The 14,371-nt window shown below is 73.4% G+C and carries 11 protein-coding genes; 2 read left to right on the top strand and 9 right to left on the bottom strand.

Annotation, left to right across the window (positions count from 1 at the left end):
- Window positions 1-201: 201 nt before the first annotated feature.
- The 5 genes from AB6L24_RS08680 to AB6L24_RS08700 all read right to left on the bottom strand — a co-directional run bounded on the left by AB6L24_RS08680 (window position 202) and on the right by AB6L24_RS08700 (window position 7,018).
- Window positions 202-825 (bottom strand): GntR family transcriptional regulator, encoded by a 624-nt coding sequence (locus AB6L24_RS08680; protein ID WP_087883774.1) that lies wholly within the window; start codon window positions 823-825, stop codon window positions 202-204.
- Between the two features lie 119 nt (window positions 826-944).
- The gene (sucB, locus tag AB6L24_RS08685) at window positions 945-2,735 is read right to left on the bottom strand and encodes a 2-oxoglutarate dehydrogenase, E2 component, dihydrolipoamide succinyltransferase (protein ID WP_405653887.1); all 1,791 of its coding nucleotides are present in this window, start codon (window positions 2,733-2,735) and stop codon (window positions 945-947) included.
- Between the two features lie 101 nt (window positions 2,736-2,836).
- Window positions 2,837-4,225: a dihydrolipoyl dehydrogenase gene (gene lpdA / locus AB6L24_RS08690; RefSeq protein ID WP_405653889.1), complete on the bottom strand. Its 1,389-nt coding sequence runs from the start codon at window positions 4,223-4,225 to the stop codon at window positions 2,837-2,839.
- 339 nt (window positions 4,226-4,564) lie between these two features.
- Window positions 4,565-6,121: a leucyl aminopeptidase gene (locus AB6L24_RS08695; RefSeq protein ID WP_405653892.1), complete on the bottom strand. Its 1,557-nt coding sequence runs from the start codon at window positions 6,119-6,121 to the stop codon at window positions 4,565-4,567.
- Window positions 6,122-6,223: 102 nt separating this feature from the next.
- A complete protein-coding gene (locus AB6L24_RS08700; RefSeq protein WP_405653894.1) occupies window positions 6,224-7,018 on the bottom strand; it encodes an adenosylcobinamide-GDP ribazoletransferase in 795 nt (264 codons plus the stop codon).
- A 116-nt stretch (window positions 7,019-7,134) separates the two neighbouring features.
- Here AB6L24_RS08700 and AB6L24_RS08705 point away from each other — a divergent pair, with 116 nt between their 5' ends.
- Window positions 7,135-7,887 carry a hypothetical protein gene (locus tag AB6L24_RS08705; RefSeq protein ID WP_405653896.1) on the top strand — a complete coding sequence of 251 codons (753 nt, stop codon included), beginning with the start codon at window positions 7,135-7,137 and terminating at the stop codon, window positions 7,885-7,887.
- Here the strand turns inward: AB6L24_RS08705 and AB6L24_RS08710 are convergent.
- From AB6L24_RS08710 to cobT, 3 genes are all read right to left on the bottom strand, one after another.
- Window positions 7,839-8,537, bottom strand: a complete 699-nt coding sequence (locus AB6L24_RS08710; protein ID WP_405653898.1) for a hypothetical protein — start codon at window positions 8,535-8,537, stop codon at window positions 7,839-7,841. The genes AB6L24_RS08705 and AB6L24_RS08710 overlap by 49 nt on opposite strands.
- Window positions 8,534-10,330, bottom strand: coding sequence for a phosphatidylglycerol lysyltransferase domain-containing protein (locus AB6L24_RS08715; RefSeq protein ID WP_405653901.1), 1,797 nt, complete (start codon window positions 10,328-10,330; stop codon window positions 8,534-8,536). The genes AB6L24_RS08710 and AB6L24_RS08715 overlap by 4 nt, the downstream gene beginning before the upstream one ends.
- Before the next feature lie 124 nt (window positions 10,331-10,454).
- Window positions 10,455-11,624, bottom strand: a complete 1,170-nt coding sequence (gene cobT, locus AB6L24_RS08720) for a nicotinate-nucleotide--dimethylbenzimidazole phosphoribosyltransferase (RefSeq protein ID WP_405653903.1) — start codon at window positions 11,622-11,624, stop codon at window positions 10,455-10,457.
- A gap of 285 nt (window positions 11,625-11,909) precedes the next feature.
- Here cobT and AB6L24_RS08725 point away from each other — a divergent pair, with 285 nt between their 5' ends.
- Complete coding sequence (locus AB6L24_RS08725; RefSeq protein ID WP_405653905.1) at window positions 11,910-13,112, top strand: class I SAM-dependent methyltransferase; 1,203 nt, start codon at window positions 11,910-11,912, stop codon at window positions 13,110-13,112.
- A 37-nt stretch (window positions 13,113-13,149) separates the two neighbouring features.
- On the opposite strand, the gene AB6L24_RS08730 is transcribed toward AB6L24_RS08725, so the two are convergent.
- Entirely contained in the window at window positions 13,150-14,349 is a 1,200-nt protein-coding gene (locus AB6L24_RS08730) for a bifunctional adenosylcobinamide kinase/adenosylcobinamide-phosphate guanylyltransferase (RefSeq protein ID WP_405653907.1), read from the bottom strand.
- Window positions 14,350-14,371 lie beyond the last annotated feature (22 nt).

The raw sequence follows: 14,371 nt of genomic DNA on the forward strand, positions 1-14,371 counted from the left end.
GGACAGGGCGAGGGCCCTGGTGAGGGCCCGTCGTCGACTGTAAGCCCGCGATCGATGATCGATCAAAGTCTTGAAGGGAAAACTTCCTCAGATCGACAAAAGTGGGCACAGGGTGCCGCACCGGAAGGCACGGAGTGCCTTCAAAACGAAGGATCTACGCAGGTGGGGCGACGTATGAGCAGCCTCGCCGGAGAATGAGCGTCAGGCCCGCGGCGCGCACCCCAGCACATGCGCCTTCACCAGCTCCGCGATCGCGGGATCACGCCGACGGAATGCCGAGACGAGCGCCTCGTGCTCCTCCGCGTACGACTGCTGGACCGTGCCCAGCCACCGGATGGACAGCGCGGTGAAGACCTCGATGCCGAGCCCCTCCCAGGTGTGCAGGAGCACGGAGTTGTGCGCGGCCCGCACCAGCTCCCGGTGGAAGCCGACGGTGTGCCGCACCTGCCCGGTGCCGTCGGAGGCCCGGTCGGCCTCGTACAGGGCCGCCACGTGCGGCTCCAGGGCCGAGCAGTCGTCGGCGAGCCGCTCGGCGGCCAGTTCGGCGGCGATGGCCTCGAGACCGGCCCGGACGGGGTAGCTCTCCTCCAGGTCGGCGGCGGTCAAGTTCCGTACCCGCACGCCCTTGTTGGGCGCGGACTCGATGAGCCGCAGGGACTCCAGCTCCCGCAGGGCCTCCCGCACCGGGGTCTGGCTGACCTCCAGCTCGACGGCGATCCGCCGCTCCACGATCCGCTCGCCCGGCTTCCAGCGCCCGCTCACGATGCCTTCCACGATGTGCTCGCGGATCTGTTCGCGCAGCGAATGGACGACGGGCGCGGTCATGGAGGCTCCCTAGAGACAGGACAACGACCACTAGACAATACGGCCGCGCCCCCGCCCGGAAACCTCCGGACGGGGGCGTACTCGCTGATGAGACGAGTGTTACAGCCGTATGCGGGCGACTACAGGCCGAGCTCGACCTCGAACTCGCCGGCCTCCAGGATCGCCTTGACCGTCGTCAGGTAGCGGGCGGCGTCGGCGCCGTCCACCAGACGGTGGTCGTAGGAGAGCGTCACGTACGTCATGTCCCGCACCGCGATGGTCTCGCCGAGGTCGGGGTGGTTGATGACGACCGGGCGCTTGACGGTGGCGCCGATGCCCAGGATGCCGACCTGGTTCGGGGGCACGATGATCGTGTCGAACAGGGCGCCGCGCGAGCCGGTGTTGGAGATGGTGAAGGTCGCACCGGACAGCTCGTCCGGCGTGATCTTGCTGGCCCGGACCTTGTTGGCCAGGTCGGCGGTCGCCTTGGCGATGCCGGCCAGGTTCAGGTCACCGGCACCCTTGATGACCGGCGTCATCAGACCCTTCTCGGAGTCCACGGCGATGCCGATGTTCTCCGAGTCGAAGTACGTGATGGTGCCCTCGTCCTCGTTGATGCGGGCGTTGACGACCGGGTGGGCCTTCAGCGCCTGCGCCGCCGCCTTGACGAAGAACGGCATCGGGGACAGCTTGACGCCCTCGCGGGCGGCGAAGGAGTCCTTGGCCTTGGCACGGAGCTTCATCAGCTTCGTGATGTCGACCTCGACCACGCTGGAGAGCTGCGCCTGGCCGTGCAGCGCCTTCATCATGTTGTCGCCGATGACCTTGCGCATGCGGGTCATCTTGACCGTCTGGCCGCGCAGCGGGGACGCCTCGATGACCGGGGCCTTCGACGCGGCCGCCGGAGCCGCGGCGGCGGGGGCGGCGGCAGCGGCCGGAGCCGCGGCCTTCGCGGCCTCGGCGGCGGCGAGCACGTCCTGCTTGCGGATGCGGCCACCGACGCCGGTGCCCTTGACCGAGCCCAGGTCGACGCCGTTCTCCGAGGCGAGCTTGCGCACCAGCGGGGTGACGTACGCGCCGTCGTCGGCCGGGGTGACCGGGGCCGGGGCGGCGGGGGCGGCCGGGGCGGCAGCCGGAGCGGCCGGGGCCGCGGGCTGCACCGGAGCCGGGGCGGCAGCGGCGGGCTGCGCCGGGGCGGCCGGAGCCGCCGGAGCGGCGGGGGCAGCCGGAGCCGCGGGAGCCGCAGGGGCGGCCGGAGCCGGAGCCGCGGCGGGGGCGGCCGGGGCGGCAGCCGGAGCGGCGGCGGGCGCGGCACCCGGCGCGCCGATGACGGCGAGCTTGGCGCCGACCTCGGCGGTCTCGTCCTCACCGACGACGATCTCGAGCAGCACGCCCGCGACCGGCGACGGAATCTCGGTGTCGACCTTGTCCGTGGAGACCTCGAGGAGGGGCTCGTCGGCCGAGACCTCCTCGCCGACCTCCTTCAGCCAGCGGGTGACGGTGCCCTCGGTGACGGACTCGCCGAGCGCGGGCAGGGTGACCTCGGTGCCCTCGGCGGCGCCACCGGCCGGGGCGGCGGGCGCCTCGGCGGGGGCGGCCGGAGCGGCCGGGGCCTCGGCGGCCGGCGCCGGGGCGGGCTCGGCGGCCGGAGCGGGCTCGGCAGCCGGGGCCGGGGCCTCGGCGGGCGCGCCCGAGCCGTCGTCGATGACGGCCAGCTCGGCGCCGACCTCGACGGTCTCGTCCTCAGCGACCTTGATGGAGGCCAGGACGCCGGCGGCGGGGGAGGGGATCTCGGTGTCGACCTTGTCGGTCGACACCTCGAGCAGCGGCTCGTCGGCCTCGACGCGCTCGCCCTCGGCCTTCAGCCAGCGGGTGACAGTGCCTTCGGTGACGCTCTCGCCGAGCGCCGGAAGGGTTACGGAAACCGACATGGTTTCTGTTGCTCCTTACGCAATGGGGCCTCCCCTGCTCGAGGTTAGTCGAGAGCCCGGGGAAGGAAGTCTGTGGTCGTCGCGCCCGTGTGACTGACGGGTCAGTCGTGGGAGTGCAGGGGCTTGCCGGCGAGGGCGAGGTGGGCCTCGCCGAGCGCCTCGTTCTGCGTCGGGTGGGCGTGGATGAGCTGGGCCACCTCGGCGGGCAGCGCTTCCCAGTTGTAGACCAGCTGGGCCTCGCCGACCTGCTCACCCATGCGGTCGCCGACCATGTGGACGCCGACCACGGCACCGTCCTTGACCTGGACGAGCTTGATCTCGCCCGCGGTCTTCAGGATCTTGCTCTTGCCGTTGCCCGCGAGGTTGTACTTGAGGGCGACGACCTTGTCCGCGCCGTAGACCTCCTTGGCCTTGGCCTCGGTGATGCCCACGGAGGCGACCTCGGGGTGGCAGTACGTCACCCGGGGCACGCCGTCGTAGTCGATCGGGACGGTCTTGAGACCGGCCAGGCGCTCCGCCACCAGGATGCCCTCGGCGAAGCCGACGTGCGCGAGCTGGAGCGTCGGGACCAGGTCGCCGACGGCCGAGATCGTGGGCACGTTCGTCTGCATGTACTCGTCGACCAGGACGTAGCCGCGGTCCATCGCGACGCCCTGCTCCTCGTACCCGAGGCCCTGCGAGACCGGGCCGCGGCCGATGGCGACGAGCAGCACCTCGGCCTCGAAGGTCTTGCCGTCGGCGAGGGTGACGCGGACGCCGTTCTCGGTGTACTCGGCCTTGTCGAAGAACGTGCCGAGGTTGAACTTGATGCCGCGCTTGCGGAAGGCGCGCTCGAGGAGCTTGGAGCTGTTCTCGTCCTCGACGGGCACGAGGTGCTTCAGGCCCTCGACGACGGTCACGTCGGTGCCGAAGGACTTCCAGGCGGAGGCGAACTCGACGCCGATGACGCCGCCGCCGAGGACGATCGCCGACTCCGGCACGCGGTCAAGGACCAGCGCGTGGTCGGAGGAGAGGATGCGGTTGCCGTCGATCGTCAGGCCCGGCAGCGACTTCGGCACGGAGCCGGTCGCGAGGAGGATGTGGCGGCCCTGGACGCGCTGGCCGTTCACGTCCACGGAGGTCGGGGAGGACAGGCGGCCCTCGCCCTCGATGTAGGTGACCTTGCGCGAGGCGACCAGGCCCTGCAGGCCCTTGTACAGGCCGGCGATCACATCGTCCTTGTACTTGTGGACGCCCTTGATGTCGATGCCCTCGAAGGTGGCCTTGACGCCGAACTGGTCGGCCTCGCGCGCCTGGTCGGCGATCTCGCCGGCGTGCAGCAGCGCCTTCGTGGGGATGCAGCCGTTGTGCAGGCAGGTGCCGCCGAGCTTGTTCTTCTCGATCAGTGCGACGTCGAGACCCAGCTGCGAGGCGCGCAGGGCCGCGGCGTAACCGCCACTTCCACCGCCGAGGATCACTAGGTCGAAAACGGTGCTGGCGTCGTTCGCCACGTCACGTCCTCCATGCATGTGCGCCGTGCGCCGGACCCCTCTTACCGGGGACGACCGGTCGGTCGGCTGGTATACGGCCGCTCTTCTTCGGCCCTGTGGTGGGGGCCCTGTCCTGCCGAGAACCCATCTTCGCACTTGTCGGCGACACGCGGGACGCCGGGCCGGGCGATGGGACGGCCGATCGCCCGTCGACAGGGTCAGGACCACGTGTGGACATGCGGATTTCATTCACAGCGAAATCCGTACGTCCTTGCGTACGCGCACCGTGCTGCCGCCCGCGTACACCCATGGGTACGGCCCCGGAGCCGAGGCTTCCGGGGCCGTACCCAGCGTACGAAATCAGCCGAGGTCGCCCGCGGCGGTGCGCTCGGCGAGGCGCACCAGGGTGCGGACCGCGGAGCCGGTGCCGCCCTTCGGGGTGTAGCCGAAGGGGGCGGCCTCGTTGTAGGCGGGGCCCGCGATGTCCAGGTGGGCCCAGGTGATGCCCTCGCCGACGAACTCGCGCAGGAAGAGGCCCGCGACCAGGCCGCCGCCCATGCGCTCGCCCATGTTGGCGATGTCCGCGGTGGGGGAGTCCATGCCCTTGAGCAGGTGCTCCGGCAGCGGCATCGGCCAGGACGGCTCGCCGACCTCCTCCGCGATCTCGTGCACCGAGGTCCGGAAGGCGTCGTCGTTGGCCATGATGCCGAAGGTGCGGCCGCCCAGGGCCATCATCATGGCGCCGGTCAGGGTCGCCACGTCGACGATGGCGTCGGGCTTGTCCTCGGAGGCCTTGGTGATCGCGTCGGCCAGGACCAGACGGCCCTCGGCGTCGGTGTTCAGGACCTCGACGGTCTTGCCGCTGTACATCCGCAGGACGTCGCCGGGGCGGGTGGCGGAGCCGGACGGCATGTTCTCGGCGAGCGCGAGCCAGCCGGTGACGTTGACCTCCAGACCCAGGCGGGCGGCGGAGATCACGGCGGCGAACACGGCGGCGGCGCCGCTCATGTCGCACTTCATGGTCTCGTTGTGCCCGGCGGGCTTCAGCGAGATGCCGCCCGAGTCGTACGTGATGCCCTTGCCGACGAAGGCGAGGTGCTTCTTGGCCTTCGACGAGGTGTACGACAGCTTCACGAGGCGCGGCGGGGCGTCCGAGCCCACGCCGACGCCGAGGATGCCGCCGAAGCCGCCCTTGGCGAGCGCCTTCTCGTCCAGGACCTGGACCTTGACGCCGTGCTCCTTGGCGGCGGCGCCGGCGACCGCGGCGAAGGCCTCCGGGTTGAGGTCGTTCGGCGGGGTGTTGATCAGGTCACGGGCGCGGTTGAGCTCCTCGGTGACGGCGGTCGCGCGCTCGACGGCGGCCTTGTGGGCCTTGTCGCGCGGCTTGGCGCCGAGCAGGGCGACCTCGGCGAGCGGCGCCTTGCCGCCCTCGGCCTTCTCGGCCTTGCCCTTGCCCTTGGCGGCCTTGGTGTCCTTGCCGTTGCCCTTGTAGGCGTCGAAGGAGTACGCGCCGAGCAGCGCGCCCTCCGCGACGGCGCCCGCGTCGGCCGCGTCGGTGATCGGCAGGGCGAAGCCCGCCTTCTTGGTGCCGGCGAGGGCACGGGCGGCGGCACCGGCCGCGCGGCGCAGGGTGTCCGCGTCGTACGCCGAGTCCTTCTCGGGGACCGCGCCGAGGCCGACTGCCAGGACGACCGGCGCCTTGAAGCCGGACGGCGCGGGCAGCTTCGTCACCTCGCCCTCGCCGCCCGAGGCGCCGAGGGTCTCCAGGACGGACGCGAGCTTGCCGTCGTACGCCTTGTCCACGGACTCGGCGCCAAGGGCCACGACCGGCCCCTTGGCGCCCTTCGCGACACCGACGACGATCGCGTCGGCGCGCAGGCCGGACGCGGCGGCGGTGCTGAGAGTCAGAGCAGTCACGGTGCTGAAGTCCCTCTTTCATAGGAGGTTTCAATGAAGTCTTGCGGGCTTTTGGGTGGTAAGCCCGTCGCGAGCCTACGCCCGTAAGTGTTGCGGTGCGCCTCACTGTGCGTGCTGGCCGAGGGCGAGCACAAGGAGGACCGTGGTGGCGGCGGTCTCGGCGAGTCCTCCGAAGACGTCGCCGGTGACGCCCCCGAAGCGCCGCACGCAGTGCCGCAGGAGCAGTCCGGCGGCGGCGCAGCCGAGCACGACGGCGGCCGCGTCGTGCGCGATCACGGGCGCCCCGCCGGGCACTCCCGCCGCACCCGCCGCGGCCGTGACGGCGGCGAGGACGGCCACCGCCGCGGGCGTGGGCACGGTCCCGGCGACGGCGGCGCCGAGTCCCTCGGGCCGGGCCGCGGGGACGCCGGTGCGGGCGGCCAGGGTGAGGGCGAGGCGGGCCGCGGTGGCGGCGACGACGGTGGCGGTCGCGCCGTGCGTCCAGCTCTCGTCGTACAGCTCGGCGAGGGCCGCGACCTGGGCGAGGAGCGTCAGGACGAGCGTGATGACGCCGAACGGGCCGATGTCGGACTGCTTCATGATCCGCAGCGCGTCGTCGGCCGCCTTGCCGCTGCCGAGCCCGTCGGCGGTGTCGGCGAGGCCGTCCAGGTGCAGCCCCCGGGTGGCCGCCGCGGGCACGGCGACGGCGGCGACGGCCGCCAGCAGCGGGCTCGCGCCGAGGGCGAGCAGGGCCGACCCCGCCGCGGCCGCGCCGAGCCCCACGACCAGGCCCGCGAGCGGGGCGCACAGCATGCCCGCGCGGGCGGCGTCCCGGTCCCACCTGCGGACGTGGACGGGGATCACGGTGAGCGTCCCGAAGGCGAACCGGAGGCCGTCGGCGGGGGTGGGTCTGGGCATTCGGCGAGGTTACCCGGGGCGGGCCGGCCCGACGGGGGCGGGACCGGAGCGCCCCGGGACACCGCCGACCGCCCGCCCCGCCTGCGGAAGCGGGAGGCGAACCGGAAGATGGGCCCATGGACGACTGGTGGTACCGGAACATCGTGGAGCCGGGGAAGCTGCCGCTGCTGCTCGCGCTGCTCGCCTTCGTGGGCTCGTTCCTCGTCACCAGGACCATCACGCGCCTCATCCGCGCCGGGAAGGGACCGTTCCGCAACATCAGCACCGGCGACGTGCACGTCCACCACGTCGTCCCGGGCATCTTCCTGATGCTGGTGGGCGGCTTCTGGGCGGTCGCCGCCGGGCGGCACAGCTTCGGGTCGATGTGTGCCGCCGTCATCTTCGGCGTGGGCGCGGGCCTGGTCCTCGACGAGTTCGCGCTGATCCTGCACCTGGACGACGTGTACTGGAGCGAGCAGGGCCGCAAGAGCGTGGAGGTCGTGGTCCTGACGACGGCCCTGGTCGTCCTCATCCTGACCGGCTTCAGCCCGCTCGGCGTGAACGAGCTGTCCGCCGACGAGCGGGGCGACCGGGTCGCGTTCGCCCTGAACATCACCCTGAACTGCGGCTTCGCCGTGATCGCGCTGGCCAAGGGCAAGCTGCGCACGGCCCTGATCGGCATGGTGGTGCCGTTCGTCGCGCTGGTCGGCGCGGTCCGGCTCGCCCGCCCCGGCTCGGCGTGGGCGCGGCGGTTCTACCGCAACCGCCCGCGCGCCCGGGCCCGCGCGGGCCTGCGCGCGTTCCGCCACGACCGCCGCTGGACGGGCCCGAGGCGCCGCTTTCAGGACATCGTCGGTGGCAAGCCGGACCCCGAGCCCCGCTCCCGCTGACGCACCCGCGCCACCACCTCGACGACCACGGTCGCCACCAGGACCCCGGCGATGGCCGCCAGGTGCTCCTTGCCCGCGAGGTTGTTCTTGATGAGCACCTCGACGACCATCAGGACGATCACCAGGGCCCCCGTGACGTACGCCCGGTAGCGCCAGCACACGTACACCGCGAGCCCCACGACCGCGGCCGACGGACCGGTGTCGACCACCTGCGCGTCGGACGCGGGCAGGCCGATCCAGTTGTCCGGGCCCAGCTCGATGCCGAGGCGCGCGTACAGGGTGCCGCCGAGCGTCGCCGCGTACCCGATGAGGAGCGTGCGCCACGCGCCGAGGCAGCACTCCGCGATGCCGAAGACCAGCAGGATCTGCGCGAGCGCGCCCCACACCGGCAGGTCGAGGGCGGGCACGAAGAGGGAGAGCGGGGTGCGCAGCAGGGACAGCCACAGCGGGTCCTCGGCGCGGACACAGCCGATGTTCTGGACGAACTGGTAGCCCCAGGACTGGTTCTGGACGTACTGGAACGCCGCCGTCAGACAGACGGCGGCCAGCGTCAGGGGGATCGCCCGCCAGCGCCGGGCCACGAGTCTGTCCCGGACCGTGCTGTACAGCGGGCCCCACTCGGCGCGGGCCAGCCGGGACAGGGTGCTCATCGTCGGGACTCCAGATGTGTGCGGTGCAGCCATTTCGGCAGTCCCGGCGCCTCCAGGAAACCTTCCGCGCGGGCGGCGGCGACGCCGATGCGCAGCAGGTCGCCGCTCTTCTCGAAGAGGAGGAAGCGGGGTTCCCAGATGGGCCGGTACTTGGCGTTGGCGCGGTACAGCGACTCGATCTGCCACCACCGGGAGAAGAAGCTGAGCAGCGAGCGCCACAGCCGGAGCACCGGGCCCGCGCCAAGCCGTGAGCCACGCTCGAAGACCGACCTGAACATCGCGAAGTTCAGTGAGACCTGCGTGATCTGGATCTCCGCCGCGCGCTGGAGCAGCTCGATGACCATGAACTCCATCAGGCCGTTCTCGGAGTCACGGTCCCGCCGCATCAGGTCGAGCGAGAGTCCTTGCGGCCCCCACGGCACGAAGGAGAGCACCGCCCGCAGCTCGCCCGCACCGTCCCCGGCGTGGCCGGACCAGCACTCCAGCATCACGCACTCGCCGTCCGCCGGGTCGCCGAGCCGCCCGAGCGCCATGGAGAAGCCCCGCTCGGTGGCGCCGTCGCGCCAGTCGTCGGCCCGCTTCAGGAGGTACGCCATCTCGTCGGCGGGGATGTCGCGGTGGCGCCGGACGCGGACCTCGTACCCGGCGCGCTTCACGCGGTTGTAGGCCTGCCTGACGGTCCGCATGGCCCGGCCCTCCAGGGTGAACTCCTGGATCTCCACGATCGCCTCGTCACCCAGCTCCAGGGCGTCCAGGCCGTGCCGGGCGTAGATGGTGCCCGCCTCCTCGCTCGCGCCCATCACCGCCGGGGTCCAGCCGTGCTCGCGGGCCTCGGCGAGCCAGGGCTCGATGGCGCCGGGCCAGGCCTCGGGGTCGCCGATGGGGTCGCCGGAGGCCAGCGAGACGCCGCTGACGACCCGGTACGCGACCGCCGCCTTGCCCGTCGGCGACCACACCACGCTCTTCTCGCGGCGCAGCGCGAAGTAGCCGAGCGAGTCGCGCTCGCCGTGCCGGTCGAGCAGGGCCCGCAGCCGCTCCTCGTCGCCCTCCGACAGCGGGTCGACGGCCCGGCGGGAGCGGAACGCGGCGTACAGGACGGCGCACAGGAGCACCGTGCTCAGGACGTTGATGGTGACGTTGACCCAGCCCGGCGTGGTGATCCCGGCGAACCGGGTGTCGTCGGCGGCCAGCGACACCAGGCGCATCGTGCCGTAGCGCCAGCGGTCGACGAACGTCGAGCGGTACTCGTCGTGGGCGTGGTTGGTGACGGTCACCAGGAACGCGGCGAGCAGGGAGGTCACCAGGAGCCCGCCGACCGCCACGGCCGCCGCGAGCCTGGGGTTCGAGCGGTCGCCGACGGCGTAGAACTCGCGGCGGCCGACGAGGAGCGCGGCGACGAACAGCGCGGTGAGGCCGAGCGAGATCCAGTTCTGCGCGTACTGCCTGATCTCCGGGAAGCACATCGCGAAGGCGAACAGGAGCAGGAACAGGCCGCTCAGGACGAGGTTGAGGATCCAGGCGGCCCGCTTCCTGCGCCGCATGGTGATCGCCAGGAACATCGTGAAGACGCCGGAGGCGAAGCCCGCGGTGAGCAGGTACGGGGTGAAGTAGTTCTCGGTGTTGTGGCGCCGCAGGTCCTGGCCGAGGGAGACCCACACGGCGCTGAGGAAGTTCAGGAACGTCACGGCCCGCAGATACCAGACGGCCACGGCGGCCCCCCGCCGCGAGGCCACCGTGGACGTCCGGAGCCGCTCCTCGCCCGCCCGTTCTTCCCCTGCCCGTGCATCTCCCATGAAACGGGATCTTATGGGGCGTTGTGGTGTGATATGCGGTCAGCACGACGGGCTGCTGCGGCTGTCGGGGCGCTGCTGGGGGCTGTCGGGCGGTGTCGGGGCTGGTCGACGGGTGCTGTCGCGGCTACTCGGTGGGTGTGTCCGCGGACTTGGCGGTGGGGTCGGTGGATGCGTCGGTCCCGGCGGACTGCTCGCCGGAGGTGTCGGACGCGCCGACCTCGCCGGTCTTGTCGGATTCCTCTGACTCGGCCTCCGCCACGGGCAGTTCCGCCGACAGCGCCGCCGCGGCCCGGACCACCGGCACGGCGAGCAGGGCGCCCACGCCCTCGCCGACCTTCACGCCGTGGGAGAGCAGCGGTTCGAGTGCCATCCGGTCCAGGGCCTTGGCCTGCGCGGGCTCCCCGCTGTCGTGCGCCGCGAGCCACCAGTCCGGCGCCCGGAACGCCACCCGCTGGGCCACCAGGGCCGCCGCCGCCGACACGACCCCGTCGAGGATCACCGGGGTGCGCCGCACCGCGCACTGCAACAGGAACCCCGTCATCGCGGCCACGTCGGCCCCGCCCACCGTCGCGAGCAGTTCCAGCTGGTCGCCGAGGACGGGTCGGGCCCGCCGCAGCGCGTCCCGAACGGCGGCGCACTTGCGCATCCACGCGAGGTCGTCGATCGGCGCCCCGCCCCGGCCGGTGACGACGGAGGCGTCCGTGCCGCAGAGCGCGGCGATCAGCGTGGCCGCGGGCGTGGTGCCGCCGACGCTGATGTCGCCGAGCACGATCAGGTCCGTGCCGGAGTCGGCCTCCTCGTCGGCCAGCGCGATGCCCGCCGCGACGGCCCGCTCGGCCTCCTCCCGCGTGAGGGCGTCCTCGATGTCGACGCGTCCGGAGCCGCGGCGCACCCGGTGCCCGGCGACTTCGGCGGGCAGCGTCGCGGGGTCGCAGTCCAGGGCCATGTCGACGACCCGCACGGGTACGTCGAGCTGCCGCGCGAGCACGGCCGCGGGGCTCGCGCCGGAGAGGACGGCGCGGACGAGGTCGGCCGCGCCGCCCGCCGCCCGCGCGGAGACGCCGAGCTCGGCCACTCCGTGATCGCCCGCGAACAGCACCGCGCGGGGCCGCTCGATCGGCTTGACCGGCACCGCGCCCTGCGCCGCCGACAGCCACTCGGCGAGGTCGTCCAGGCGGCCCAGCGCACCGGGCGGCAGGGCCTGGCGCTCCCTGCGCTCTTCGGCGTCCCGGCGCACCCCGCCGTCGGGCCGCTCGATCAGGTCGGTGAAGTCGTCGAGAATCAGCGAGCTCATTCGGCGAACAGTACCGGCGGGGCGTGACGCGCGCGCGGACGGGCCCGGCCGCCCGGACCACGGCCGACGCGCGCGTGACGCTCCGTCAGCGAATCTGGGGTGCTTGCTCCGTGGGCCGGTCCCCGGGGGCGCTCTGTGGGGTGGCCCCGGGGCGCCTGCCCGGTTCCCGCCCCGTCAGCCGTCCCCCGGCCCCCGTCCTCCCCCCCCGGTTACGCCATGCGACGCAAGCGCGCCCCAGCATCGTTGAACCCCCACAACGTGTCCCTTACATTCCGAATGTCCCGCATGTATCGCATGGTCGTACCGCCGGCCGTCCCCTCCGGCGCGCTGCCGCCCCGCGCGAGCGTCCCGCGGGCCGGAAGCATCCGGGAGTACGTCATGGACCTCGCCCAGCAGCCCGCCGAAGGCCGCTCCGCCTGCCTCGCCCGCCTCGCCGAAGGCACCGCCCGTTTCCACGAACCACGCCGCGACGACTGTCCCTGGTGCGGCTCGACCCGCCTGCGCGTGCGGCTGCGCACCGCCGACCTGATCCAGCGCAAGCCGGGCGGCTTCACCCTGGAGCGCTGCGACGACTGCGCCCACACCTTCCAGAACCCCCGCCTCACCGCCGAGGGCCTGGACTTCTACCGCCTGGGTTCGGCCCGCCACGACCTCGGCCACCGGGACTTCTGGCGCCAGGACCTGTGCCACGGGCTCGACGGCGGCGCCCCGGCGCTGCTCGCCCGGGCCGGGTCGGGCCGCGCCCGGCGGCTCGCCGGGGTCCGCGCGCTGAGCCGCATCGACGAGCCCGAGAGCTGGCTCGACGTGGGCACGGGCCGGGCCCGCTTCCCGGGCGCCGCCAGGGACGTGCTGCCGTACACGGCCTTCGACGGCCTCGACACCGACCCGGGCCTCGCGCAGGGCGTCCGGCGCGGCCGCATCGAGGAGGCCCACCACGGCCGCCTCACCGACCTGGCGGAGGACCTCGCCGGACGCTACGACGTGCTCAGCATGGTCCACTACCTGCAACGCCGCCCCGACCCCCGCGCGGAACTCGCCGCGGCCCGCACGGTGTTGCGCCCCGGCGGGCACCTGCTGATCGAGGCCCCGGACCCCGAGTGCCGCTCGGCCCGGCTGCTCGGCAAGTGGTGGGCCTCCTACCGCCAGCCGCGCCACCCGCACTTCGTGCCCCTCGCCAACCTCTGCCGGGAACTGGACGAGCTCGGCTTCACCGTCGTCGACGTCGACCGCCGCACCCCGCATGTCCCGTCCGACCTGACCACGGCCTGCGCACTCGCCCTCAACCGCCTGCTGCCCGAGGCGGACGCCCCCTGGCACCCCCGCCCCCCGAGCCCTCTGCGCCAACGCCTGCGCCGCACCGCCTGGCAGGCGGCCACCCCCCTGCTGGCCCTCGCCTACGCGGCCGACCTGCTGCTGGCCCCCGTCCTGACGCGCACGGGGGGCGGGAACGCGTACCGGGTGATCGCGCGCAGGGAGGCGGACGGGTGAGGATGCGGGCGCCCGGCGCCTGCCCCCTGCCCCCCGCTCACCCCCGCAGCGTCACCGCCTGCCCCGCCACCACCAGCAGCACATGCTCGCACTCGGACGCGAACGCGGCGTTGAGGCGGCCCAGTTCGTCGCGGTAGCGGCGGCCCGATGCCGTCGCGGGCACGATGCCCGAGCCGACCTCGTTGGAGACCGCGACGACGACCCGGCGCGTGGCGCGCACCGCGTCCGTGAGTTCCGTGACCCGCTTGCGCAGCGACCGCTCGCCGCCGCTCGCCCACTCGGCGTCGTCCCAGGCGCTGACCTCGTCCATCGCGTGCGTGAGCCACAGCGAGAGGCAGTCGACGAGGAGGGGTGGCCCCGGCTCCGTGAGCAGCGGTACGAGATCGCAGGTCTCCGTGGTCCGCCAGGAACCGGGACGCCGCTCGCGGTGCGCCCGCACCCGCTCCGCCCACTCGCCGTCCCCGCCCCGGGTGCCGCCCGTGGCGACGTACAGCACGTCGGGAAAGGCCTCCAGGCGCCGCTCCGCCTCGACGGACTTGCCCGAGCGGGCCCCGCCCAGGATCAGGGTGCGGCGCGGCAGGTCGGGCACGTCCTCGTAGGCGCCGACGGTCAGCGTCGTGCCGTCGGGCACGGCCCGCGCCCCGGCCGCCGCGAGCCGCCGCGTCAGCTCCGCCCCGGCGGGCGCCCCGTGCCCGATGTGGACGGCCACGACGTCCGTCGTCGGGGTGACGCCCCCGGCCGCGCGCAGCCGGGCCAGGACGTCCGGGCGGCCGACGATGTCCGCGACGACCATCTCGTACGCGACCTGCTCCGCGGGGAAACCGGCGGGCGCGGCGCCCGGCGGCAGGTAAAGGAGCCGGTCGCCGTCGGGCCCGGTCACCTCGTAGCCGGTGCCGGGCGCGTCCGTCGCCACGGCCCGCACCCGGTGCCCGGTGAGCAGCGCGAGCTCACGGCCGTCCGGCACCCGCCCCGGCTGCGGAAGCCCGGCGGGCACCTCCACGGCGGGCCCTTCGTGCGGGTGCGAGAGCAGCACCTGGCGCACCCCGCCGAGGGAGCGCCCCGCGCGGGCGGCCGCGAAGGCGGCGCCGGGCGTGAGGTCGAGCAGCAGGACGCCGTCGACGAGCAGCGCCGTGGCGGCCCGGGCCGCGTCGCCGAGGGCGGTCGCGCACACGGCGCAGGGGCAGCCGGGACACGGCAGCCCTTCGGGGGCTCCGGTGCCGAGCAGTGTCAGTTCCACAGGAAGATCCTCCCGCGTCGCC

It is taken from the genome of Streptomyces sp. RK9 (assembly GCF_045070545.1).
In the GTDB taxonomy this organism is placed as follows: Bacteria; Actinomycetota; Actinomycetes; order Streptomycetales; family Streptomycetaceae; genus Streptomyces; species Streptomyces alboflavus.